At 36.7% G+C, this 25,130-nt stretch carries 23 protein-coding genes; 12 read left to right on the top strand and 11 right to left on the bottom strand.

Annotated elements, in window-relative coordinates:
• Positions 1 to 9 precede the first annotated feature (9 nt).
• The 3 genes from LKL37_RS16285 to fabF are packed head-to-tail and all read left to right on the top strand — an operon-like array spanning position 10 to position 2,959.
• Positions 10 to 1,278 (top strand): acetyl-CoA C-acetyltransferase, encoded by a 1,269-nt coding sequence (locus LKL37_RS16285; protein WP_431611554.1) that lies wholly within the window; start codon positions 10 to 12, stop codon positions 1,276 to 1,278.
• Between the two features lie 11 nt (positions 1,279 to 1,289).
• Positions 1,290 to 1,715, top strand: a complete 426-nt coding sequence (locus LKL37_RS16280; RefSeq protein ID WP_431611553.1) for a PaaI family thioesterase — start codon at positions 1,290 to 1,292, stop codon at positions 1,713 to 1,715.
• 2 nt (positions 1,716 to 1,717) lie between these two features.
• Complete coding sequence (fabF, locus tag LKL37_RS16275) at positions 1,718 to 2,959, top strand: beta-ketoacyl-ACP synthase II (RefSeq protein ID WP_121486484.1); 1,242 nt, start codon at positions 1,718 to 1,720, stop codon at positions 2,957 to 2,959.
• 72 nt (positions 2,960 to 3,031) lie between these two features.
• On the opposite strand, the gene LKL37_RS16270 is transcribed toward fabF, so the two are convergent.
• From LKL37_RS16270 to msrB, 3 genes are all read right to left on the bottom strand, one after another.
• A complete protein-coding gene (locus tag LKL37_RS16270) occupies positions 3,032 to 3,463 on the bottom strand; it encodes a hypothetical protein (RefSeq protein WP_431611552.1) in 432 nt (143 codons plus the stop codon).
• 111 nt (positions 3,464 to 3,574) lie between these two features.
• Entirely contained in the window at positions 3,575 to 4,330 is a 756-nt protein-coding gene (locus LKL37_RS16265; RefSeq protein ID WP_431611551.1) for a murein L,D-transpeptidase catalytic domain family protein, read from the bottom strand.
• Positions 4,331 to 4,457: 127 nt separating this feature from the next.
• Positions 4,458 to 4,904, bottom strand: a complete 447-nt coding sequence (msrB, locus tag LKL37_RS16260; RefSeq protein ID WP_431611550.1) for a peptide-methionine (R)-S-oxide reductase MsrB — start codon at positions 4,902 to 4,904, stop codon at positions 4,458 to 4,460.
• Positions 4,905 to 5,080: 176 nt separating this feature from the next.
• Between msrB and LKL37_RS16255 the strand changes: the two genes are divergently transcribed.
• Positions 5,081 to 6,325, top strand: coding sequence for a DUF445 domain-containing protein (locus LKL37_RS16255; protein WP_431611549.1), 1,245 nt, complete (start codon positions 5,081 to 5,083; stop codon positions 6,323 to 6,325).
• Between the two features lie 27 nt (positions 6,326 to 6,352).
• Positions 6,353 to 7,243 (top strand): hypothetical protein, encoded by an 891-nt coding sequence (locus LKL37_RS16250; RefSeq protein ID WP_431611548.1) that lies wholly within the window; start codon positions 6,353 to 6,355, stop codon positions 7,241 to 7,243.
• 32 nt (positions 7,244 to 7,275) lie between these two features.
• Here LKL37_RS16250 and LKL37_RS16245 read toward each other — a convergent pair whose 3' ends face one another.
• Complete coding sequence (locus LKL37_RS16245) at positions 7,276 to 8,313, bottom strand: quinone-dependent dihydroorotate dehydrogenase (protein WP_431611547.1); 1,038 nt, start codon at positions 8,311 to 8,313, stop codon at positions 7,276 to 7,278.
• A gap of 142 nt (positions 8,314 to 8,455) precedes the next feature.
• Entirely contained in the window at positions 8,456 to 9,151 is a 696-nt protein-coding gene (locus tag LKL37_RS16240; RefSeq protein WP_431611546.1) for a pseudouridine synthase, read from the bottom strand.
• Between the two features lie 199 nt (positions 9,152 to 9,350).
• Between LKL37_RS16240 and LKL37_RS16235 the strand changes: the two genes are divergently transcribed.
• The 4 genes from LKL37_RS16235 to LKL37_RS16220 all read left to right on the top strand — a co-directional run bounded on the left by LKL37_RS16235 (position 9,351) and on the right by LKL37_RS16220 (position 14,288).
• Positions 9,351 to 9,551, top strand: coding sequence for a hypothetical protein (locus LKL37_RS16235; protein WP_431611545.1), 201 nt, complete (start codon positions 9,351 to 9,353; stop codon positions 9,549 to 9,551).
• A 49-nt stretch (positions 9,552 to 9,600) separates the two neighbouring features.
• On the top strand, positions 9,601 to 11,142 hold the full coding sequence (locus tag LKL37_RS16230) for a glycine--tRNA ligase (protein ID WP_431611544.1): 1,542 nt from the start codon (positions 9,601 to 9,603) through the stop codon (positions 11,140 to 11,142).
• 82 nt (positions 11,143 to 11,224) lie between these two features.
• The gene (locus tag LKL37_RS16225) at positions 11,225 to 12,712 is read left to right on the top strand and encodes a hypothetical protein (RefSeq protein WP_431611543.1); all 1,488 of its coding nucleotides are present in this window, start codon (positions 11,225 to 11,227) and stop codon (positions 12,710 to 12,712) included.
• 46 nt (positions 12,713 to 12,758) lie between these two features.
• Positions 12,759 to 14,288 carry a hypothetical protein gene (locus LKL37_RS16220; protein ID WP_431611542.1) on the top strand — a complete coding sequence of 510 codons (1,530 nt, stop codon included), beginning with the start codon at positions 12,759 to 12,761 and terminating at the stop codon, positions 14,286 to 14,288.
• A gap of 150 nt (positions 14,289 to 14,438) precedes the next feature.
• Here LKL37_RS16220 and LKL37_RS16215 read toward each other — a convergent pair whose 3' ends face one another.
• Positions 14,439 to 15,767: a M48 family metalloprotease gene (locus LKL37_RS16215; RefSeq protein ID WP_431611541.1), complete on the bottom strand. Its 1,329-nt coding sequence runs from the start codon at positions 15,765 to 15,767 to the stop codon at positions 14,439 to 14,441.
• A gap of 101 nt (positions 15,768 to 15,868) precedes the next feature.
• Between LKL37_RS16215 and LKL37_RS16210 the strand changes: the two genes are divergently transcribed.
• Genes LKL37_RS16210 through LKL37_RS16200 form a run of 3 tightly spaced genes read left to right on the top strand, consistent with a single transcriptional unit; the run spans position 15,869 to position 19,192 of the window.
• Positions 15,869 to 17,002 carry a serine hydrolase domain-containing protein gene (locus LKL37_RS16210; protein ID WP_431611540.1) on the top strand — a complete coding sequence of 378 codons (1,134 nt, stop codon included), beginning with the start codon at positions 15,869 to 15,871 and terminating at the stop codon, positions 17,000 to 17,002.
• Positions 17,003 to 17,007: 5 nt separating this feature from the next.
• On the top strand, positions 17,008 to 17,619 hold the full coding sequence (locus LKL37_RS16205; RefSeq protein WP_431611539.1) for a YdeI/OmpD-associated family protein: 612 nt from the start codon (positions 17,008 to 17,010) through the stop codon (positions 17,617 to 17,619).
• A gap of 13 nt (positions 17,620 to 17,632) precedes the next feature.
• On the top strand, positions 17,633 to 19,192 hold the full coding sequence (locus LKL37_RS16200; protein WP_431611538.1) for a helix-turn-helix domain-containing protein: 1,560 nt from the start codon (positions 17,633 to 17,635) through the stop codon (positions 19,190 to 19,192).
• On the opposite strand, the gene LKL37_RS16195 is transcribed toward LKL37_RS16200, so the two are convergent.
• From LKL37_RS16195 to LKL37_RS16175, 5 genes are all read right to left on the bottom strand, one after another.
• Positions 19,193 to 20,104 carry a hypothetical protein gene (locus LKL37_RS16195; RefSeq protein WP_431611537.1) on the bottom strand — a complete coding sequence of 304 codons (912 nt, stop codon included), beginning with the start codon at positions 20,102 to 20,104 and terminating at the stop codon, positions 19,193 to 19,195.
• A gap of 11 nt (positions 20,105 to 20,115) precedes the next feature.
• Complete coding sequence (locus tag LKL37_RS16190) at positions 20,116 to 20,928, bottom strand: hypothetical protein (RefSeq protein ID WP_431611536.1); 813 nt, start codon at positions 20,926 to 20,928, stop codon at positions 20,116 to 20,118.
• A gap of 11 nt (positions 20,929 to 20,939) precedes the next feature.
• Positions 20,940 to 21,800, bottom strand: coding sequence for a hypothetical protein (locus LKL37_RS16185; RefSeq protein WP_431611535.1), 861 nt, complete (start codon positions 21,798 to 21,800; stop codon positions 20,940 to 20,942).
• Positions 21,801 to 22,033: 233 nt separating this feature from the next.
• The gene (locus tag LKL37_RS16180; protein ID WP_431611534.1) at positions 22,034 to 23,305 is read right to left on the bottom strand and encodes a DUF4113 domain-containing protein; all 1,272 of its coding nucleotides are present in this window, start codon (positions 23,303 to 23,305) and stop codon (positions 22,034 to 22,036) included.
• Between the two features lie 182 nt (positions 23,306 to 23,487).
• Positions 23,488 to 25,071 carry a Na+/H+ antiporter gene (locus LKL37_RS16175; RefSeq protein WP_431611533.1) on the bottom strand — a complete coding sequence of 528 codons (1,584 nt, stop codon included), beginning with the start codon at positions 25,069 to 25,071 and terminating at the stop codon, positions 23,488 to 23,490.
• Positions 25,072 to 25,130 lie beyond the last annotated feature (59 nt).

The following is a 25,130-nucleotide window of genomic DNA, read 5'->3' as shown; positions in this document are numbered from 1 at the left end:
TTATACAATATGGAAACAAAAAAAGTGGCTATTGTAGGATACAACAGAATTCCTTTTGCCAGAATGAATACCGCTTATTCGGAACAGGGGAACCAGGATCTCCTGCTTGCTTCTCTAAACGGGTTGATAGACCGTTATCATCTAAAAGGAAAACGGCTCGGAGAAGTTGCGGGCGGTGCTGTGATTAAGCATATTTCAGAAAGTAACCTCATCAGAGAAACTGTAATGAATACAACTCTTGACCCTGCAACTCCTGCATGTGACCTTCAGCAGGCATGTGATACAGGTATTGAAGCCGCTATTTATATTGGAAATAAAATTGCATTAGGACAGATAGAATCCGGTATTGCATGCGGAGTGGAAGCCATGAGCAACATTCCGTTTGAGTCTTCATCAAGATTAAGAAAAGCCCTGTTAAAAGCCAATAAAGAAAAATCAGCATTTGGAAAATTAAAACAACTGCTAAGCCCAAAATTGAAAGACTGGATGCCAATTCCTTACAAAGGACAGGAACCTAAAACAGGGCTGGTAATGGGAGAGCACACAGAAATTACAGCAAAATATTATAATATTCCCAGAAAAGAACAGGACGAATTGGCTTTAAAAAGTCATCAGAATATGGCAAAAGCCTATGATGAAGGATTCTTTGATGATATGATCACTCCGGCTTTTGGCTTAGATAAAGATAATAATTTAAGACGCGACAGTAGTTTTGAAAAGCTTTCACAACTAAAACCTGCATTTGATAAACAGAACGGAACTTTAACGGCAGGAAATTCAACCCCATTTACCGATGGAGCTTCAGCGGTATTGCTGGCCAGTGAAGAATGGGCAAAAGCCAATAACTTACCCATTTTAGCCTACATCACCTTTTCAGAACTGGCAGGAATAGAATATGTAGAACATAAACAGGATCTGCTTCTTGCTCCGGTTTTCGCAGCAGAAAGAATGCTTAAAAAAGCAAGTATGAATCTGTCTGATTTCGATTATTATGAAATTCACGAAGCATTTGCCGCACAGGTTTTAGCCACCATAAAAATCTGGGAAAATGATGAACTTGCGCGAAAATTCGGATTGGAAAAAGCCCTGGGCAAAATAGACAGAAGCAAACTGAATGTAAAAGGAGGAAGCCTTGCAGCAGCCCATCCATTTGCGGCTACAGGAGGAAGAATTATTGCAACATTGGCCAAATTACTTCATGAAAAAGGCAGCGGAAAAGGGTTTATATCCATTTGTGCAGCCCGTGGACAGGGAGTAACCATGATTTTAGAAAAGTAAAAAACTCAGGTATGGATAGATTAGCACAATTAAAACAATTCATCGGCAAAGAATTTGATCAGTCACCATCTCCTTTTATGAAATGGCTCAATCCTATTGTCCTTTCTGTAGAAGAAGGGCAGCTGGAATTTCAATATACCGTAAGACCAGAATGGCTGAACCCGATCGGAAATCTTCATGGTGGAGTTACCGCAGCCATTATAGATGATGTCATCGGTGCCACGATGTTTTCTTTAAATGAAAATTCTTTCATTACCACTATAAATAATGTCATTGATTATTTTTCAACTGCAAAAGAAAATGATAATATTGTAGCCGAAACTAAAATCATTAAAAGAGGGAGGCAGTTTGTAAACGCTCAGTGCGAAATATGGAACGCAGATAAGACCCGCTTAATAGCGAGGGGAACCTCGAATTTATTCAAAATCAATAACTAAGTATGAAAAGAGTTGTCATTACAGGTCTTGGCGCAGTGACGCCTTTGGGAAATAATGTCGAAGAATTTTGGCAAAACAGTATCAATGGAGTGAGTGGAGCAAACAAAATCACCCATTTTGACACAGAAAAATTTAAAGTACATTTTGCTTGTGAGGTTAAAAACTTTGATCCAAAAGCTCATTTAACACACAACGAAATCAAAAGAAGTGATTTATTTTCACAATATGCCATGTACTCTACAGCGGAGGCATTAAAAGATTCCGGGCTTGAACTGGAAAACATGGACCCATTTGATGTAGGTGTTATCTGGGGAACAGGACAAGGAGGAATGTGGACTTTCGAAAGCGAGGTCATGAATTTTGCAGCAGGCGACGGAACACCAAGATTCAATCCTTTCTTTGTACCGAAATTTATTGCCAATATGGCTTCGGGAATGATTTCCATGAAATATGGTCTTCAGGGAATCAATTATACAACGGTTTCAGCGTGTGCAACAGGAAATACGGCATTAATGGATGCCTTCAACTATATCCGTCTTGGAAAAGCAAAAGTAATTGTGAGCGGTGGTTCTGAAGCAGCTATTTCTCCTGCTTCAATCGGAGGATTTTCCATTATGAAAGCCATGTCTACACGAAATGACGACTTTGCAACCGCCAGCCGTCCTTACGATGCAGAAAGAGATGGTTTTGTGATGGGTGAAGGTTCCGGGACTTTGATTCTGGAAGAATATGAGCACGCCAAAGCAAGAGGAGCAAAAATCTATGCAGAATTGGTAGGTGCAGCAATGACAGCGGATGCCTATCACATGACGGCACCTCATCCTGACGGTGTTGGAGCAATCAAAGCCATGCAGCTTGCTCTTAATGAAGCTGAAATCAATGTAGATGATATTGATTATATTAATCCTCATGCCACTTCTACTCCACTTGGAGATCTGGTTGAGCTGAATGGAATTAATAAATTATTTAAAGGAAGTAAGAATCTTGACATCAGTGCTACAAAATCCATGACAGGCCACCTGTTGGGAGCTGCGGGAGCTGTGGAGGCCATTCTTTCTATTAAAGCCATTCAAAACGGAATTATTCCTCCAACCATAAACCTTCATTCTATTGATGAGAATATCCCGAAGGACATCAATATTGTATTTGGAGAAGCGAAAGAAAAAGATATTACCTATGCTTTAAGTAATGCTTTTGGCTTTGGCGGGCACAATGCTACTCTAATTTTCAAGAAATTCATATAATTTGAATTAAAATAAAAAAATCCCTGTATGATTTCATGCAGGGATTTTTTTATTCTATCTTATCTTTAACTGTTACATAAAATCCGCATCAGGAATGAAAAAGTCATCCTCATTCTCTACAATCGGAATATAAAGTCGCTCCCATTTTTTACCTTTCACCATATCCCAGCTGTGTCCGGCTCCTTTAAGATCTTCAGCTAAAAGGATGATTCCTGGTTCAATAATAAATGTAGATCCATCTGTTACTTTAAACCTTACATTCCCTTTGATGGTAACAACATATTGCCTTCTGGGTGCCGGATGGTCATTTTTTTCCCATTCTTCCGTTTCATTACTTATCCAGAAACCCTTTGCATTGATATGTTTAAGAGTGGGCATTTTACCTTTCTCAAAAGTACATGAGCCATCAGGATTATTAATCAGTCTTATGGCTGGAATGAATCCTGTAGATGTTTCCAGAGCTACACTTATATTTTTGTGATTTTCATCTTGTCCATTCATCATTCTATTATACTTTAAGGCTAAAAGGTTTATATAAATGTAATTGTTATTTTTCGAATTGCAGGACTATTTTAAAAGAAAAAGAGCAGCCAAATCTGACTGCTCTTTTTTTCTTTATGCTTTCAACCATTCTGAGGAAGAAAGATAATTCTGATCAGGATAATAGATGAACAGACAGTTTTTTCCTTTAATCGTATTGATTATAGACTGTGTCAGTTCTCTTGGGACGGCAGGGCATCCCCAGCTTCTTCCAATTCTTTTGTGCATCGAAGCAAATGCATCACTCACATAATCCGCACCATGCATTACAATTGCTCTTCTGTATGCAGCATCATTAAAGCCCTTATCCATTCCCAATAACTTAAGAGAGTATCCATTATCACCCTGATATGTTGCATCCGTGATATAAAATCCCAGACTGCTCTGCAGCGAACTTTCCTTGTTAGAAAAATTCGTCGCAAATTCTTCGCCAGTATTTTTTCCGTGTGCCACTAAAGAGTTGAACAGAACTTTTTTGTCTTCCAGGTCAATGATCCAAAGTCTTTTTGTGTTAGAAGACATAGAAAAATCGCAGATAGTCAATAAATGCGAGTCTTGGGTAAGCAATCCTGCTTTTTTTAAATTTTCATAGCCAGTCAATGCTTTTGAGAACACTTCATAGTTCAGTTCATGTTCAGGGTCAAAGGCAATAGATTGGTACAGTGCTTCTGATGAAGACACAGCTGTTGTGCTCTTCTCAGATTTCGTTTCAGCTACTTTTTCAGTTTTCGTTGTTTTTACATTCTCACTTTTCGCCGCTACTCTTGGGGAAATGTAGAATGAAGTCGTCACCATGTAAACAAGGCCTAATACGCTATAAAATCCTTTCATCCAATACTATATAAATCCAAATTAGTGGGGCAAAATTATAAAAACATAATTACCAAGGGGTTATAACTCTAAAAAGTTTAACGCTATTTAAGAAACTTTAACGTCCTGATTCTGTGAAATAAAGCAGTTATTTTTGCGAATCCGAAACAAATTCCAGGCTCACAGAATTCATACAATATCTCAGCCCTGTAGGTTTCGGCCCGTCATCGAAAACATGTCCCAGATGGGAATCACATCTTTTGCAGAGCACCTCTACACGGTCCATCCCATAAGACTGATCTCTTACATAATAGACTCCTTCTTTATCCGCTTCAAAGAAACTTGGCCAGCCACAGCTGCTGGAAAATTTTGATGTAGAACGGAACAGATGATTTCCGCACACCGCACAATAATACTCTCCTATCTCATCAAATTCGTTATATTTTCCTGTAAAAGCTCTTTCTGTTGCTGCTTCTCTGGCAATTGAATATAAATCCGGTGCAAGGATTTTTTTCCATTCATCATTGGAAACATTAAGTTTTGTAGTATCTGTTCTGGAATAATATGGATTGTTTTTTGCTTCTGTATTTTCCATAGGAGGGGTTTTAAGGGGTTCGTATTTCTGCGTACATGCCTGCAGAAAAAATAATAAAGTGACTGAAACTAAAAATTTCATCGTAAATTTCATTCTTTAACCGCAAAAGTTGTGAGGTTTAAAAGCTTTTATTAAGATTAAACGGTTTCATAACCAAATTTAGTAAATTTGAGAATATGAATGACGAAGCAAAAAGAAAACAACTCAGAAAATATAAAGCATTTGCCACAGGATTATTTGTCCTGATGGCTATTATTTTCATTGTTACCACTATCTTACAGAAGTCTAATAACTCTCATTGGATCGGCTATGTACGGGCATTTGCTGAGGCTGCTATGGTAGGGGCACTTGCTGACTGGTTTGCAGTAACCGCATTATTCCGTCATCCTCTGGGACTTCCTATTCCTCATACCAATCTGATTGAGAACAGTAAACAGAGACTGGGAGACAATCTTGGGAGCTTTGTGGTGGGCAATTTCCTTTCTCCTCAGAATATCCGTCCTTATATCCAAAAACTTAAAGTTTCTAATTTTGTAGGGGAATGGCTGGGCAAGGAAAAAAGCCAGGAGATTTTGATTAAAAATCTTTCTGATATTGTTCTTGATATTCTTAATAAGCTTGATGATTCTACGGTAAGCCAGTTTATCAGTAAAAAGGTTTCTGAAATGACGGATGATATTAAGCTTAATAAAGTGGTTGGAAACGGAATTGGCTATATTCTGGAAAAAAATGATCATCAGAGAATCATTACCAATCTTTCGAAACAAATCAAAGAATACATCATTGAGAACGATGCAATGATTCAGGAGCGGGTAAAAAAAGGCAGCTATTCTTTCATTCCATCATTTGTAGATACTAAAATTGCGGATAAAATTGCAGACGGACTTTCTGATTTTTTCAAAGAAATAGAAGAAAATCCTGAACATGAAGTAAGAGGATTAATTACCCAGAAAATTCATGAATTTTCTGTTGATCTAAAAGAAGATCCGAAATGGGATGAGGAATTTAAAACCATTAAAAACGGGCTTCTGAAAAATGATAAACTGGATGAATATTCCAATGACATCTGGGTTTCCATTAAAAAAACACTGATGAAAGAACTTCAGGAGGAGAATTCTGCTTTGAAAAATTATCTTACTAAAAATCTGAATGAGTTCGCCCAAAATTTAAAGACTGATGAAAACCTTCAGAACAAAATTGATCATTGGGTGCGTGTGACAGCTTATAAATATATTCTGAAAAACACCCATCAATTCGGGAACCTCATCAGTACAACTGTTGGGAACTGGCAAGGAAAAGAATTGAGTGAAAAGCTGGAGCTGGAAGTAGGAAAAGATCTGCAGTTTATCCGAGTCAACGGAACACTGGTTGGAGGTCTGGTAGGACTGATTATCTACACCATCACACACTTTTTCATTTAAAAAACTAAAATCCACGATCACTCAACCATGAAAAAAATTTTCACCGTATTCTTTTTCTTTTCCCTCTCATTTTTTCTCTGCCAGAAGGTTGAATTCAAGAAAGTAACGGATTCTTCACAGACTTTTACCGGAGAGATCGGCGGAGTACCTATTACTATAGAGCTCAACTATACAGGTGTGGTAGATTGTGACCAGTATCAGCATTACGTTGTCGGATGGTATTATTACGACAAATACAAAAAGAAAATCCCCCTCACCGGAATATATAATTATTATGGAAACCTGTCATTGTATAATTTTGGAAGCAAACAAAAACAAAATTCTAAGCTTCTGAAAGAGCAGATCACCTCTCCTCAGAAAGTAGAAAAAACAGATGAAACAGCCCAAAAATTAGCTCCTCAGGAATCTATTATATTCGAAAATATTAGTATGAATAACAACCCGATTCCCGGGCATTTTTATCTGGGCAAAAAAGTTCAGCCGGCTAAATTATTTACAGGTAATGCTATGATTTATCGTCTCAACAATTACCTGTTCCTGCCTAACAATAAAAAGATCAATACTTATGATTTCATTAATAAAGCGGGTGGAAACGAATTAATTTCCTATGCAGCCGGAGAAAACGGAAACAGAGTTCTGCTCTATTTTGAGCAGACATCAAATTTTAATGCTTGTGGAAGATGTGGAGCAAGTGAAGGAGAAAAAGGCTATAGGGTTCTTTATTTTACCAAAGACTGGAATTATAAACACTATCAAGAATTCCTGATAGAAAGTTGTCTGGAAAACATCTATGATGCTACCAAAACAAAATCCAAAGACAGGCAAACGATCAAATATAAAATAGGTAAATCCGATAGCACACCAGCTCATACATTTACCGTTGATATTAAAAATGCAACCGTCGTAAAGTCAAAATAAAAAAGAGAGTCATATCAACTCTCTTTTTGTTATTATCTTGGTAATCTGCTTGCTCTTTTCAGAATTTCCTTGTTGATTTCGTTGATCAGTTCCGGACCTTCATAAATAAATCCGGTGTACAGCTGGATCAGGCTGGCTCCTGCATCTAGTTTTTCCATAGCATCTTTTGCAGAATGAATTCCTCCTACCCCAATAATTGGAAATGCTCTGTTACTTTTTTCAGAAAGGTACTTAATCATTTTTGTACTTCTCTCACGGATAGGTTTTCCGCTTAATCCACCATTTCCGATTTGTTCTAAGACTTCCGGAGAGGTTTTCAGCCCTTCTCTGTTTACGGAAGTATTGGAAACCACGATACCATCAATCTTTGTTTCAGCAATCAGGTCAATGATTTCGTCTAACTGATTATTGTTAAGATCCGGAGCAATTTTAAGTAATATAGGTTTCTGTACAGATTTTGACTGGTTTATTTTCTTTACTTCTGTAATCAGCTCTCTCAGATATTCTACATCTTCAAGTTTGGCGTGGCTTCCTACATTCGGACAGCTCACATTCAGTACAAAATAATCAACATGAGGATGAAGACCTTCGAAACAGTCCAGATAATCCTGGGTATAATTTTCCGGGCTTGTATCTGTATTTTTTCCGATGTTTCCACCCATGATTATTTTTCCTTTGTTGGATTTCAGTTTTTCAATAGCCGCTTCAAGACCTTCATTGTTGAATCCCATTCTGTTGATAATTCCGCCATCTTCAATGAGACGGAACAATCTTTTCTTAGGATTTCCGGCCTGAGCTCTTGGGGTTACGGTTCCAATTTCTACAAAACCAAAACCTAAGTCTCCCAATTCGTTAAATAATACTGCATTTTTATCGAAACCGGCTGCCAGTCCTACAGGATTTTTAAATTTTAATCCAAAAAATTCTCTTTCCAGACGTTTGTCTTCAATAGGTTTTGAGAAAAATAGTTTGGTAAGAAATCCAAAATTCTTAAGCATTGAAAATGTAAAGTGATGAACATCTTCAGGGTCAAATTTGAAAAGAATCGGACGAATGAGCGATTTGTACATTGAAAAAAAGTTTTACAAAATTACTCATTTTAAAATTAATCTTTGATTAACCTGTGATATTTTATCAAAATGTTTTATTTATAAAATCTAAAAGAGAGAATAGGGTGAATGAAGCTAGGTAGATTTAATCGTTTGGTTTAAATTAAGAGTAAGCACTCAGATCTAGTTTCAGAATATCCCCTACTCTTCTGAATTCATCATCTATAGTTGCATTTACTGTAATTCGTTCATTAGAAATAGGATGGTTAAAAATCAATTGATGGGCATGAAGCGTCATTTTACTGATCTCAAATGTTTGAAGCCACAATTTATTCTGTTTATTGCAGCCATGCTTGCGACAGCCTAAAATAGGATGCAGAATATGTTTAAAATGTTTTCTCAGCTGATGAAATCTTCCCGTTTCAGGAATTGCTTCTACCAAACAATATCGCGAGGTCTGATGTTTTAAAAAGGGTAAATCTATTTCTGAAGTCTGCAAACGGCGGTAGTACGTAACTGCATTTTGCTTAACTTCATTTTCATTGACTAAATCATAATCAATTGTTTCTTCTTCTTTTGTCCAGCCACGAAGGATAGCCAGATATTTCTTCTCTACTTCTCGTGATGCAAACTGTTCGCTCATGATTCTAAGGGTATCTTTATCTAAGGTAAACAGCAGAACACCCGAAGTTTTTCGGTCTAACCGGTGTACGGGATACACTTTTTGCCCAATCTGTTTCTTCAGCTCCTGAATAGCGTAGGTATCGGCTTCTCCCGCATAGAAAGATTTATGAACCAATAATCCGCTGGGTTTATTGATGGCAATAAGATGCTCGTCGCGATAAAGAATTTCTAACATGGTGCAAAAGTAGAAATTTTCGATCGATATAGCCCTGATTGAGCGGTATGTTTGAGCTCTTTTCTGTATTTGGCGGCGGCAAGGCCGCCGCCAAATACAGAAAAAGCGAGTAGCGAAAGCAGGTTCCCGGCTCCTTATGGCTAAGCTTTAAATAAATTGTTTATATTAGTAAAAGGTTTTTACCGTAATTTTTAAAAAAATGACAGACTATTTTGGTTTTTTTGTAAAATTGATTGTGATCTCTGTTATTATAACGATCGCTACAATTCTTTTTGTCCCATTAAAAAAATACAGAATAGCAAAGATATTACTGTTTATTATTGCCGGTATTTTATTTATCATTGGTGCCGGAGGATGCATCTTGATGACCATCTCTAATGTAGGATCTTACAGGTATTAATATTTTCCCAATAAAAAACATTATTTTTGCACATCAGACATAAAAAATTATGGCAAAGCAAGAAGATGTTTTCAAGAAAGTGATTTCTCACGCTAAAGAATATGGTTTTATTTTCCCATCGAGTGAGATCTATGATGGTTTATCCGCTGTTTATGATTATGGACAGAATGGTGCCGAACTAAAAAATAATATCAAACAATATTGGTGGAAAGCTATGGTACAGCTTAACGAAAATATTGTCGGCATTGATTCGGCGATCCTAATGCACCCAACGACATGGAAGGCATCAGGCCACGTAGACGCTTTCAACGATCCATTGATTGATAATAAAGATTCTAAGAAGCGTTTCAGAGCAGACGTTTTGGTGGAAGACTATTGTGCTAAAATTGAAGATAAAGAGAACAAAGAAATCGAAAAGGCAGCGAAAAGATTCGGTGATGCTTTCGATAAAGATCAGTTTGTTGCAACGAATCCAAAAATTTTGGAATACAGAGCAAAAAGAGAGACTATTCTTTCAAGACTGGCAAAATCTCTGGAAAATGAAGACCTTGCTGATGTAAAAGCTTTGATTGAAGAGCTTGAGATTGCAGATCCTGATACAGGTTCTAAAAACTGGACGGAAGTAAGACAGTTCAACCTGATGTTCGGAACAAAGCTGGGAGCTTCTGCTGACAGCGCAATGGATCTTTATCTGAGACCTGAAACCGCTCAGGGTATCTTTGTGAACTTCCTGAATGTACAGAAAACTTCGCGCCACAGACTTCCTTTCGGTATTGCACAGATTGGTAAGGCTTTCAGAAACGAGATTGTTGCAAGACAGTTTATCTTCAGAATGCGTGAATTCGAACAGATGGAAATGCAGTTCTTCGTTGCTCCGGGAACAGAACTTGAATTCTACGAGCAATGGAAACAAAAACGTCTGAACTGGCACAGAGCTTTAGGTTTAGGAGATGAAAACTACAGATTCCACGATCACGAGAAATTGGCTCACTATGCGAATGCTGCGGCTGATATTGAATTTAATTTCCCATTCGGATTTAAAGAATTGGAAGGTATTCACTCAAGAACGGATTTCGACTTAAAAGCGCATGAAGAATTCTCAGGAAGAAAACTTCAGTTCTTTGATCCTGAAAGAAACGAAAACTATGTTCCTTATGTAGTGGAAACTTCAGTAGGTTTAGACAGATTATTCCTTTCTATATTCTCACACTGTTTAAGAGACGAAGTATTGGAAGACGGTTCAGAAAGGACGGTTTTATCTTTACCTCCGGCATTAGCGCCAATTAAAGCCGCTATTCTTCCATTGATGAAGAAAGACGGTTTAGCAGAATATGCAGAAAAAATCTTCAATGATCTGAAATATGATTTCAACTTATTCTACGAGGAGAAAGATGCCATCGGAAAACGTTACAGAAGACAGGATGCCATCGGTACTCCATACTGTATCACTATTGACCATGACTCTTTAACGGATCATACGGTAACCATCAGAGACAGAGACACAATGCAGCAGGAAAGAGTTCCTGTTTCAGAGTTGAGAAGGATCATTGATGAGAAAACAAACTTCAGAAATTTACTTTCTAAAATATAATTAAAAGCCCTGGTTTCAGGGCTTTTTTTATTTCCTGAAAAACATATAGCAGAAATGATTATTTTTGTAAAAAATACAAACCATGAAAAAAATCATCTGCCTTATGCTAGGCCTATCCTATGGGCTTTTTCATTCTCAATCTCAAGATCTTGCAAAAATTGCACAGGGAAAATATTTAGGATTACAATCCATTTCAGACCGCGAAAAAAATCTTTTTGGATACCTGGCTCTTTACGATCTTGGTAAGACAGAAAGTGATAAGAAGAAAAACAAATTAGAATATATTCTGTTTGATAAAAATCTCAACACTCTTTCAACAGGAAATTTTGAAAGTGATGAGACTGCCGTTGAATATTATCCTTACCTCAACTCCACGAAACAGGTTGTAATCACTCCTTCTTTCAAAATCTATGACTTCGCTTTTGATAAATCATTTTATATTCCTTCAGATTTTGTTATTAATCTTAGCGATTATCAAATCAAAAAGAAGGATAAGCTGGAGTATGACGGAACCAACCTGACATTTATTTCATCTTCAAAAACGAATAAAGAAATAAAAGATGACAATAAAGACCTAAAAAAAGAAAAAGGATACAAATTATATTCTGAAATTGTAGAATTAGACAACGGGCAAACTATTATTTCAGAATTTAAAGATGAAAAATCCGGTTCTAAAGATATCATGGTAAGTCTTTTCAATAAGGATCACCAGAAACTCTGGGAATATAGATTTTTTGATAAGGATCATAAAAATAATTCTGTCAAGTTTAAAGTTGCCAATTATGACGATGATGTTTTAATCGCAAAAATATTTAAATACCAGGAAGGGGATCCTGAATACTATTTTATGGTTTTTGACATGAAGACAGGCAAGCCTTTAAATAAACTTCCATTTCCCTATGAAACTCATCTTTATATTACTTTAGATTCTGTTGATGGGCCTATCAACAGCAAATATAATACTGACAAAAAACTAACATCATTATTAAAATATTCCGGAAGCTCTACAAATATTGAAGGTTTTGTAAAACTCACTTATGACAAAAGCTTGAATCAGCTATCTTTTAATGAGATCAATCTGCAGGACATTTATAAAGATCATAAAGATATTGAAGAATTAAAAGATCCATTTGATTCAAAAGATCTGGATATACAATCTGTCAATTTCTTACAAAATAATGACGTCTTTGTGATTTTACAAAAGATCAACAGGAGAAAGAATGATGTTTCAGATCTTGTTGTGATGGATTATGATCCTGATATGAATCTAAGGAACATCAAAACTTATCCTTCTCAGAAAAACAGCACTTATCTTTTTTCACAATATTTGAACGACAAAAAAGATCTTGCCTTCTTTTATGCTAATACAGAGAAGAAAAACAGAGAAAAAAAGTGGAATCTTTACATAAATACATTTATAAACGGACAATTCAAACAGGAAATCCTGCCCATGTCTTCAGAAAACAATTTTGTCATTCCTTACAATGCTAAAGAGGGATATATTCTTCTTCAGGAACTCAATGAAAAAGAGAAATACAATAAAATTCGTCTGGAAAGGTTAAATTATTAAATTTTCTTTTTACTAATTCTGTATTTTTATCCCTCAAATTTTGACCATGAAAAAAATAACTCTGATTATGTTTGGGCTCATCCAGACATTTGCATTTTCCCAAACTCAGGACCTTACGACACTGGCTTCCGGAGACCATGTAGGCATGAATGCCCTATTTGATGATAAAGACAATCTTTACGGTTACGTTTCTCTATATTCTTACGGAAAATCCGGTGATAAAACCAAAAAGTTTGAATACGTTATACTGGATAAAAACCTCAACCCTGTTGCCAATAAAGAATTTGAAGGAGATATCACTGCTGCCTCTTATTTAGGATATGTTGATTTTAAAGGACAGATTATCCTAAAGCCTTCTATGATGGATTATTCCCTTGTAAAAAGCAAAGAGATATTCACCCCGGTTTCAATGGTAATAGATCCTAAAACCAACTCCATTACCAAAAAACTCTATTACGACTATTTGGAAAACGGTACTTTCAAGGAGATCAACGAACCGAAAAGCTGGAAAGAACAGCGTAAAGATAACCGTGATGAGAAAAAAGAGAAAGGCTATAACTACGTTTCTGCGGTAGGAGAACTGAAAGAAGGAGGTTATTTTGCTGTTGAATACAAAGATTACGGAAAGTATGAAAACAGTAACAGCCTTATGAGGTTTGATGAAAACAAAAAAGAAGTCTGGAGATATAAATACAATACAGACGGAACTAAAAAGCTGTACACTACTTTGTCTGTTCTGGAAAGAGACGAGAATTATATGTACTGCATCATGAAAAAAGTGAATGACAAGCAGAAAACATTCAGTCTTCTGGTTCTTGATATGAAAACCGGAAAAGAAAAGTCTAACAAGCCTGTTACCGGATTATCTGATGATACGATAGACAATATTGAAACCTTCTACTCTAATTACCGAAAAATTGATAATGATAAAACTTTTGATGATAAAGTAGTTTTATTGGGAAGAAATTATGATGATTCCCAATCCGTAGGATTTGCAAGAATGATCCTCAACAAATCTGACTTTTCAGTAGACATGAAAGCCATTAATTATGAGCCCAATATTTCAGCTTTTCTTCCCAAACTTAATAAAAATGGTATGGTAGAAAGCGGCTATATGCTTCAAACCAAAGACATGTACTTCATGAATGATGGAAGTGTTGGTATTTTATCAGAAAAATACAAACCCGAAGGTCAATACTCTGCTCCAAAAACAACAGATCTTGTCTATATCTACACCGATAAAGATTTCAAAGTGAAAAATGTACAGGTTTTTGAAAAAGAAAAATCAAAATGGGTAAACAGTGATTATCTTTTCTCACAATACCTCAACGGTGGAAAAGACGTGGTATTCTTTTACCGCGACTATCAAAAAGATGAAGTAACCAAACAAAAAAGATGGAACCTGTTCATCAATACTATTATTGATGGAAAATTCAAACAGGAGATTATTCCAATTTCGGAAAAAGACAATTATGCCGTAACGCCGTATGTAGGAAAAGAAGGTTATATCCTGCTTCGGGAGTATAATGAGAAAGAAAAATTTAATAAGATCCGTTTGGAGAAATTAAATTACTAATACAAAAAGAACCCTGATGTTTCGTCAGGGTTCTTTTTGTATGTTTTGGCTAAAGCCAGTGGAATTTTTTATTATTTTTAAAATGGGCTCCCTTCGTCAAAGCTTAGGATTATACCGTTCCTATTGATATGTAAACTATTTATATCAAGATCAGTTTACCTTCGCTATAGTCTCATTCGTCTGATAAAAATCTGCAATGTTCTTTATTTCATCAAGACTTAGGTTCCACATAAAATTCAGAAACTGCTGGTAGCTTTCACTCTGATTTTTGGGCTCTATCCGATCCAGATATCGGTTCAGGTTATAATTTTTTCTAGCTTCATATATTTTGGAAAAACATCTTCCCAGCCAGCCTTTATAATATTTTTCTTCCTCTTCATCCTGTAAAAACTGCATGGCAGTATAAATTCCCAATCCGTAATCTTCCGAATGAAAATAATTGGGAAGAATTTCCATTCTGGCCGTTTTCCTTAATGTTAAAAATAGATCTGAGGGTTTTTCCGGACTAACAGGTGTTTTAAGCTCTGCAAAAGTCTTTTTAAGCATATCAATTCTTCTGGAGACTTCGGGATGTGATGCCAGAGAATCTTTGTTCAGTTTTTCTTTGTAAAAATTATAGTTGTAAAGAGAGAAGTCTTCCTTTTTCATCCATTTTTCATTAAATGCCTGCTTGGGAAGATTATATAGTTTTTTATAAGTATCAACTTTCAGTGTTCTTGGTGAGATCGTATCAAAATCCTGCAGTCTTTGAAGAGCATTCACAAATTCTGCTTTTTTGAAATCACTGTTTTTAAAAATGACATAGCCCAGAGAATCTGCCTGCATTTCGCTTTGTCTTCTTTCCACTCCTTTTTTGTATACTGTATTTTTTAAAATATCAAAAGCTTTCTGATTCTGGCTCTGGCTTCTGTTTGTCGTTGTAGATTTTATATTCTCAACCACTACTTTATCAAGCTTATCCTGTTCGATAATTTTTAAAAAAGTTTTCAGGGAATGTTCTTCTATTTTGTGCCCCAGCTCATGCGAAATCACAGCAGCAATCTGCTCTTCATTGTTCAGCCAGCTGTAAAGTCCCATATTGATTACAAAAGTGCCGTCAGCAAGGCAATAGGCATTGGGAGTATTGTCTTTTGCGATCAGAATTTTCAGATCCTGAGGGATTTTAGGATTATTCTTTTTAAGACGTTGAATCATCGACTGTATGCTGGTTTCAAATTCAGATTTAAAGATAAAATCCTTATTCTTCACCTGTTTTCCGAAATCAGTTCCGAATTCTTTATAAATTTTGGATAATTCTGTACCTGTTTTCCCGGAATACTGAGACTTTAACCTCTTTACAGTCGCTTCATTATTTCCTTCAAAATTCTTTAAAAACGTTTTTCTTTGTATATAATCTGCAGTATCTATGGGTTTATAAATCTGGGCCATCCCCATTATAGAACATAAAAAGTATCCCAATACAATCAATTTTCTGGTCATAGTTTTCATCAAATAAGAACAAAAATAATGTATTTGATGATTCATTTTAATTTTAATAGCCAAATTATTTTAAATTTGTTAAAGACCCCATTCATGAAAAAATGAGAATACTAAAGTATATGATAGGCGGAGCTGTAGCAGGTGCTGCAGCAGCTTATTTTCTGGGATATGATTATTTATTTAATGGTATTTCCAAAACCTATCTTAAAGGAAAATCAAGCGCACATATTGATGACGGAAATCTTTTTCCAAGCAATCCTATTGCTACGGAAGAACCCAAACTCTGGGAAGAAGATCCTGATTACAATAAAAAGGAACTACCTAAACATTTAGTTGAAAACTTACAACACTCCAAAACAGCAGCTTTTGTAGTGATCAGGAATGGAAAAATTCTTCATGAGCAGTATTGGGACGGCTATAACCAGCTATCACAGACCAATTCATTTTCGATGGCAAAAGCAGTTACTGTGATGCTTTTGGGGAAAGCGCTGGAAGAAGGGATTATTCCAACTATTGATGAAAAGCTATCTAATTTTTATGCTGAATTTAAAGATAAACCATTCGGAAATGAAGTAACTCTTAAAAATCTGGCTCAAATGGAATCCGGGCTGAACTGGGATGAAAATTACAACAATCCGTTTCTTCCCAATGCCAAAGCTTATTATGGAAAAAGCCTTGTAAAAGCAGTATTCTCAAGAAAATTTAAAGAAGAACCGGGAGTCAGATTCGAATACCAAAGCGGTTCTACACAACTTCTGGGTTTTGCTCTTCGAAAAGCTCTGAATAAGCCATTGGCAAGCTATTTATCAGAAAAATTCTGGGTTCCTCTGGGAATGGAGCAAAATGCTAAATGGAGTACAGACGATTATGGTATGGAAAAAACCTATTGCTGCATTCATTCCAATGCAAGGGATTTTGCCAAACTGGGGCAGTTATTTCTGGATGACGGAAAAGCAGGAGATCAGCAAATCCTCAATGCAGCCTTCATTGAACAAATGAGAACTCCTACAGAAAAGTCTGAAAACATTTATGGAATGGGGCTTTGGATTAATCATGACAACCCAATCAAACATTATTATTTCCTGGGACTACAGGGACAATATATTATCATGGTTCCGGAGCACAATATCGTTATTGTAAAAACCGGAAGCTATTCCAATAACCCTAAAAATGACAGAGGAAGACCTGATCAGGTCAGATTCTTTGTGAATGAAATTGTACAACTATTCCAATAAACACTATGGAAAAGCACAACGTAACCGTTGATGAATACATTGAAAAATCTCCGGATTTTGCAAAACCTATCTTAGAATATCTTCGTGAAACCATTCATGAAGCATGCCCCGATGCAGAAGAAGCTATCAAATGGAAATTTCCCACTTTCATGTATAAAGGAAAGATACTGTGTTCTATCACTGCTTTTAAGCAGTATTGCAGCCTGGGATTCTGGCTTCATCAGGAAATGAAAACTTTACAGGAAATAGAAACAACAGCAGAAAAAAGTTCAATGTTCAGTTTAGGAAAAGTAACCCGTCTTGAAGATCTTCCTTCTAAACCTCAGCTGAAAAGGGCTATTCAAGAAGCCATGGAGCTTACAGACATGGGGGTGACTATGAAAAAAGCCCCACCATCCAAAATAGAAATGGAAGTCCCTGATTATTTTCAGTCTGCTTTAAATGCCCACCTCAAAGCAAAAGAAATTTTTGAAAAAGCATCACCATCTTTCAGAAAAGAGTATATTGCATGGGTTACAGAAGCCAAAACAGAAGCTACCAGAAACAAAAGATTGGAACAGTCTTTGGAATGGATAGCCGAAGGTAAAGGCCGCAACTGGAAATACCAAAAAAAATAAAAAAACACATCCAATGAAGAAAAAAATTATTCTCTTTTTCTTCCTTATTATTTCAATTTTTACACTTGCTCAAAAATTTGATTTTGAGGGGCAATATAAGTATGCCCGAATGCTCTCATCCAAAAATCCGGACAGCTCGGAAATTGTTCTGAATCAGATCATTGATTCTGCACAGAAAAGAAATGTACCGGAATTTCTTGCAAAGGCATATTATTTAAAGTCTTTCAACAGCTATTTGAAATCTGATGCTGAGAAAAGTCTTGATTTTGCTGATAAAGCACTGAAAATATCCACTCAAAACAATTACAGCATTGGAAAAGCACTGGCGTACAGAATGCAGGGAACCCAGTATGCAAAGCTTGGATTGCTTAGAGAGTCTTCCACAAGTCTCCGAAATGCTTTAACAGAAGTAAAAAACAATAATACGGAAGAGGGACATGAGCTGAAAGGAATGATCTTTAATTCTTTTCTGATCCTTCTCAATAAGAATCAGTATAAAGAGAAAGAATACTATTCCAAAAGTGCAATTCAGGAATTTAAGAAGCTTAAAAATGCAGCCAGACGAAATGAACTGCTGATTTCCGCTTATACCAATATGGGGTATAATTTATCCGAGGTGAAAAAATTTAAGGAAGCCAAATATTATTTTGCAAACGCGCTTTCATTGGTGGGAGAAAGCAATTATTACCTTCGGGCCAACATTCTTAATGATATCGGATTTTCGTTTTCAAAACAGAATAAGCCAGACAGTGCTGTGCTTTACTTTCAGAAATCCCTGGCGATTGTAGACCAGTATGGTTTCAACGAAAAAAAGATTGAGGTGACCAAAAATCTTGAAGAAGCGTACGGCTTGCTTCACGATGATTCCAATACCGAGAAATATAAAATTGAAAATCTTAAATTAAAAGACAGCGTTGCTTACAACAGATCCATGGCTGTCAACAAAACATTATCTAAAAAAGAGAAAAGTTTCCATCAACAGCTCAACGAAAGCCACAGTATTTCAAAATGGCTTATTATCGCCTGTATTGCTCTGCTAATTGTTTTAGGAGCGATGATTTTCAATAGCATTCGTCTGCGAAAAAAACATAAAGAAGCGGTTGCTAAAATTTACAAAGATGGAATTTCACCTGTTGTTTATGAGGAAGATCCACAAGAAGCGTCTGAGGATATTCAGACAAAAAACACCCCTACTCCGATTGAAATAAAAATTTCGCCTGAAGTAGAGGAAAACATACTAGATGGATTAAAAATTTTTGAAGAAAACCTTGAGTTTAACAACAAAAATATTTCTCGTTATAATCTTGCAAACACGTTGAATATCAACACAAAATACCTTTCAACGGTTATTAAAAAACATAAAAAATTCAATTTCAACCAATACATTAATCATTTGAGGATCAATTACATTGTCAATCAGTTGAAAAATGAGCCTCAATACAGAAAGTACAAGATCAATCACCTTGCTGAAATCACAGGATATTCATCTCACAGTGCCTTTTCTCTTGAGTTCAAGAAGATTACAGGACTGCATCCGTCTGCTTTTATTAAAACCCTTGATGAGATCTCCTGATTACTGTTCTGCTATGGTCAGATTGTTATAACCTCCCGTATTGTTGAGCGAAAAATTCGCAACATTTGAATTATTTAAATTAAACCAGATATAAGGCATCAGCCTCTGTCCTGCTGTCATGTAGAATGAAGCTGTGCAGTTACTTCCTGCATCAATATTTCCTACGCTGTTCGAGGACATGGTATTGGCACATTTCACGGTATTGACAATATTGGCGGCAGTCAATCCTGCAGTATTATCATAAAGCTGCCAGATCGCTTCTATCTGAATAGGATTTAAAGGATCTGTTGTATAATTAATAGCCATTGGAGCCAGATCTGTGGTAAAAGTAGCTACATAAATTCCGTTTCTGGGCGCTGTAAAAATACCTGTTCCGGCATTGAAAGTCGTCCCGGAATTACTTTCAAAAGTTTTACTCCAGTCTACCAGATAATTACTTGCTCTGTTCTGCAAACCAGCAGTTATCGTTGGTGTGGCAGGCGTTGCAAGCTTCACATTATTAGTTGTTTTAGCTGCAATAACAATTACTTTATTACTGGCAGGCTGTGCAGTGAGTAAAGGAAGCCATTCATTTCCGTTGGAATATTCCACACCGCTGTTATACCGTACTGCTCCTTCATCTGCAGAAACCGCCGTGAGTGTGGAAGTTCCAAAACCAATGGCTCCGTTTCCGGAATTTCTGGCGTCTACTTTTACCGCGGGGTTCAAAGTTCCCACTCCTATTTTTCCCGCGCTGTTCACAAGAATATCATTAGCCTGCTGAGCGGGAGTAAATGTTGATCCTGAAACAGGATTATCTTTCTGCCCGTCAATATGCAGAATACCCTGTGGGTTTGGGGTATTGATTCCAATTTGTGAAAATGCACACTGGAAGCTTAAAGTCATTACAATCAATAAACAATTTTTTTTCATCATTTTTCTTTTTATAATCCGAAAATACTTAGAGAAGTCAGTGTAGAATCGGTATCCAATGTTTTTGAACTTCCCAGTTTTTGATTCAGGCTTACCGTAATATTATCTCCCTGATTCAGGTTAAAAATTCCGGAGCAGTTCCCCGCAACGCGGTTTCCGATCGTATTGTTTCCGGGATAACTTCCTACACATTTGAAAACTTTACCGGTTGCAGAAGATGTAGAATTGGTCTGAATCAATGTTTCATACCTTGAATCATCTGCAATGCTTCCCGAAGCCAGTGAAAAGGTAAAGGATACGATATATACGCCGGTTTTTGAGGCTATAAAAGTTCCTGTACCTGCATTAAAACTGCTATTCACGTCCGTTTTCTTAGTCCAGCCGATAACAGCAGCCTGTACTCCATCGCTGAAACTTTGTGTAGAAGCATTTTCCGCATCCACAAAATCATTGGGAGCTTTATGAGCCAATGCTACCCAAGAACTTCCGTTAGAATAGCTCAGATCCTGAGTTCCGGAATTATACCTCATCGCTCCTGCCTTGGCTGCAGAAGCAGATTGTGAAGTTCCGCCAACTCCAATTGCATTTAAACGTTCTCCTGATCTGAGATCCAGTCGTGTTTTCGGAGATTTTGTTCCTATCCCTACATTTCCAGAGGAGGTAATAATTACATCATCATAATAAGTAGAAGGTATTGAAGCACTTGTATTCTTCTGTCCGTCAATGTGTACTGCTCCTTCAGGAGAAGACATATTGATTCCCATCTGAGCATTCATCCATAAGCCACAGCAAATGAGTAAAGCCAGTCCTAATTTTTTTCTCATATCAAAATGTGTTATTGTTCTAAAATAGAAAGATTTACAAAGCCGTATTCATTGCTTGCAGAAGATGTATCTGTTCTCAAACTCAGGCTGCCATTATAAACTGACTGATAGATATAAGGCTGAAGGGTATCTCCTTTATTCAGCTGAACCCCGGCTACGCAAGAACCTGCAACCTGTGCCTGTTTTGAAATATTTGAATAAGATTTTACGCATTTTTTTACGGTACTGTTTCCGTTTACAACATATCTCGCTTCTGAAAAATAGCCTGAAACGATAGGAATTCTTACAAAATCATATGTAAAAGAAACAAGATACACTCCGGTTCTTGGAGCTGTAAAAATACCTGTTCCGGGAGTAAAGTTTCCTGTGGGATCAGAAACTTCTGTCCATCCCGCAATACCTGTAGAAATCTGATAGGGAATTTTAACGGCAAAGTTCGCTGCCTGAAGATTGGCTACTACTACGGCTTTGGTAGGGGAAGAAATAAGATCCTGCCATACCACACCGTCTGAATACTGCATCTTACCTCCATTCAATGGGTTATATCTTACAGCTCCTCCACCTGCCGCTGAGGCGGCCTGGCTGGTCTCTCCTATTCCGATTGAGTTGTCTGTATTTGTTACTGAACGCGTGTCTATCTTAACAGCTGGCGTTAAGGTTCCAATTCCTATTTCTCCGGCAGAAGTGATGGCAACATCATTAGCTATCTGAGCAGAGGATGAAACTCCGGATGAGGGATTATCTTTTGCCCCATCCACATGGAAAGTGGTTTGAGGATTTGAAGTATTAATACCTACTTGAGCTTTTGAGTAGCTTATGGTAAAGCATAAGGGAATCAGGATTCCCTTCATCAAAATACTTAGATTTTTCATGTAATTTGTGGTTTTTAAATCGTGTAGAATTCTTGGACAAAGATAAATGTAAAAGCACATCTCATACAATAGTTCTATTTAGTCCACAAACACATAAAGCATTGAAAACAAACAAAGTAACACTCTGTTTTGCATTATCAAAATACGGAATTTTACTACTTAAAATAAAACCCTTATTCTATTTTATTGGAAATTTTTAAATATTTTTTGTTTTTTGAAGAAAATTTTCATCCTTAATGAAATCTAAAGTTCGCTTCCGGCAAGGTATTCTTTTTCAGGAAGGCTTCATATTCCGGGGATAGTTTTGTCCGTCCAAAAGTATTTTCTCCACTCATGCTTCCAAGACGTACTTTATCCTTTCCATATTTTCGGTTCATGGCATCCATGGCTTTCATCACGGGAAGGTGCTGGTTTTGTATATCTTCCTCAAAAAGGCCAATCTGTCTCTGATCTTCGGGAACAAAATCATTCACCATAACTCCAGCTCTTTTATAGTGAAATCCCTCTCTGTAAATGGCTTCAAAAAGTTCATTCACTACTCTTCCGATCAAGATGGATGAATTGGTAGGATTGGAAAGAATGCGGGTCATTGCATTTTTATATTCAGGCAGGTCTTTTCTGAATCGGTTCGTCTGTACAAAAACGGTTATCATTTTACAGCAGGTATTCTGCTTTCTCAATCTTTCCGAACAATACATTCCAAAAGTTTCTACTCTTTCCCGTACTTCTTCTTTCTTGGTAAGCATCTGCATAAAACTTCGGGTAACGGCTATTGATTTTTTTGGAGAAGGAGCATCCAGTTCCAGCTGACGAATTCCCTTCAATTCATTGATCATTCTTACTCCATGAATTCCCATCACTTTTCGAACCCATATTTCAGGCTTCTGAAGAAGGTCCCAAGCTTTATATACACCACTGTCATTCATTTTTACAGCAAGCCTTCTTCCTATTCCCCATACATCACCTATGTTGAGCCATTTCAGGGCTTTTCCAATTTTTTCAGGAGTATCCATGATATATACTCCTTTAAAATTATCCGGAAATTCTTTTACGATCCTGTTTGCCACCTTACATAAAGTCTTGGTGGGAGCAATTCCGATGCTTACCGGAATATTTTCTTTCTCATGGATCTCATTTCTGATTTTAAGACAATATGCGTAAATATCAATGTATTTGAATCCCGTCAAATCGAGGAAAAGCTCATCAATACTGTATACTTCATGATCAAGAACATAGGATTTAGCAATATTAATAACCTGCTGGCTTTTATAATTATACAGTTCAAATTTTGCAGAAAAACTTTTCACATCATGTTTCTGAAAAAGCTCTTTGTACTTGAATGCAGGAGCTGCCATAGGAATTCCCAAATCTTTTGCTTCTTTACTTCTGGACACAACACATCCGTCGTTGTTGGAAAGTACCACAACGGGTTTGCCTTCAAGATCAGGATCTAAAGTCCTTTCACAGGAAACAAAAAAATTGTTACAATCTACCAGAGCGTACATGACAATTGTATAGTAAATATCTATACAAAATTATGGCTTTTAAAGAATAAAATTATCTTTTAGACCATAATTAACATCATATTTAACAGTCTGAAAAACAAATAAATAAAATTTTCAAATACGACATATTTTGTCGCATTAGTGCTTTAATTTTGTTTTCAAAAAAATTTTATTGTAGTAAATTAAATCATTTTCAGACGTTCTTCCTCAAGGTCAATCTGATAGAGCTGATGACGGATAATTTCTTCATTGACGGAAATATCTTTATTGAGTTCTGAAAGAAATTGTCTCTGACTTTCCAGCATTTCAAAAAAGATATCTTTTGTCTTTTCATTCATCCATTCTGTATCATTGGCCTGTATTTTTTCCTCCCAGTGTTTCAGCATTCTTTCTAATCCGGCGTGGCCATTCAGTTCATTTTCATGCTTATCTTTGAGAAAATGATAAACGTGCTGTTTCAGTTTATGTTTTATTTCTTCTCTTACTTTTTTATCTTTCTCATCATCTGCAAAATCATCAAATACATGTCCATATTTTATCAGGTATGGTAATGTAAGCCCTTGCACAAGCAATGTCAACAGAATCACAACGAAAGTAATAAACAGGATAAGGTTTCTATTCGGAAAAGGAAGCCCATTTTCAAGGGTAATAGGAATCGCCAATGCTGCGGCCAATGAAACTACACCTCTCATCCCTGTCCATCCAAGCACCAGAGGCATCATCAGACGCCTTCTGTTGGACGAAGCGCGGGGAGCAACACTTGGTCTAAAAATCAATGTGGCCAGCATTGCGGCGTAAGAGCTTATAATTCTGGCGGCAATTAAAATTCCGGTCACCAATACTCCATATTGAATGGCTACTTTCAAAGGAATTCCTTCCCATCTCAAACCGCCAACAATTTCAGGAAGTTCGAGACCGATAATTAAAAATACAATACCATTCAGAATAAATACAAAGCTCTGCCACACACTATAGCCCATAATACGGCTGGTACTGTTTAAAAATATCAATCGTTTACCTGACATATACAAACCTCCGCAAACAACAGCTAAAACCCCGGAAGCATGAAACTGTTCTGCAATCCAATACATGAGATAAGGTTCAATAATAGTCAAGGCAATATCTGAAGCGGCTTCTGTAGGGAGTCTTTTATGAACCTGTACAAAGATCCATGCCAGTACTAAACCAATTCCGGCACCTCCAATAATCATCCATAAAAAATCTAATGAAGCTTCCTGCCATACAAACTGTCCGGTTCCTACGGCAATTAAAGCAAAACGAAATATAATCAGTGAAGAGGCATCATTCAACAAACTTTCTCCTTCCAGAATAGCGGATGTGGTAGATGGTATTTTCACAAACTTCATGATCGCTCCCGTACTTACAGCATCAGGTGGAGATACAATTCCTCCCAGCAAAAACCCAAGTGCAAGCGTAAATCCGGGAATAAAGTAATTAGCCGTTACTGCTACTGCCAATGCCGTGAAAAAGACTACTAAAAAGGCAAAACTCCCGATAATACGCCACCATCTTTTCATTTCTTTGAAGGAAATAGACCAGGCAGCTTCAAATAAAAGAGGAGGTAAAAATATAAAAAAGATAAGATCCGGATTGATTTTTACAACGGGTAAGCCCGGTACAAAACTGACTAGAAGCCCAAATACAACAAGCAGAATCGGGTAGGCAATTTTTAATTTGGTCGCCCACATATTAAGCAGCACAATGGCTGCGACCATAGCAAGTAAAAAGGGTAAGATGGTATGCATTTGATATTGTGTTTTTCTGCATCATATTTACCACTTCTATTTTTTAAAAGCAATTTTTT

The sequence above is a fragment of the Chryseobacterium sp. 'Rf worker isolate 10' genome (assembly GCF_050753305.1).
In the GTDB taxonomy this organism is placed as follows: domain Bacteria; phylum Bacteroidota; class Bacteroidia; order Flavobacteriales; family Weeksellaceae; genus Chryseobacterium.
Note: the sequence above shows the minus strand (reverse complement) of the source record. Positions and strands in the feature narration are given on the sequence as shown.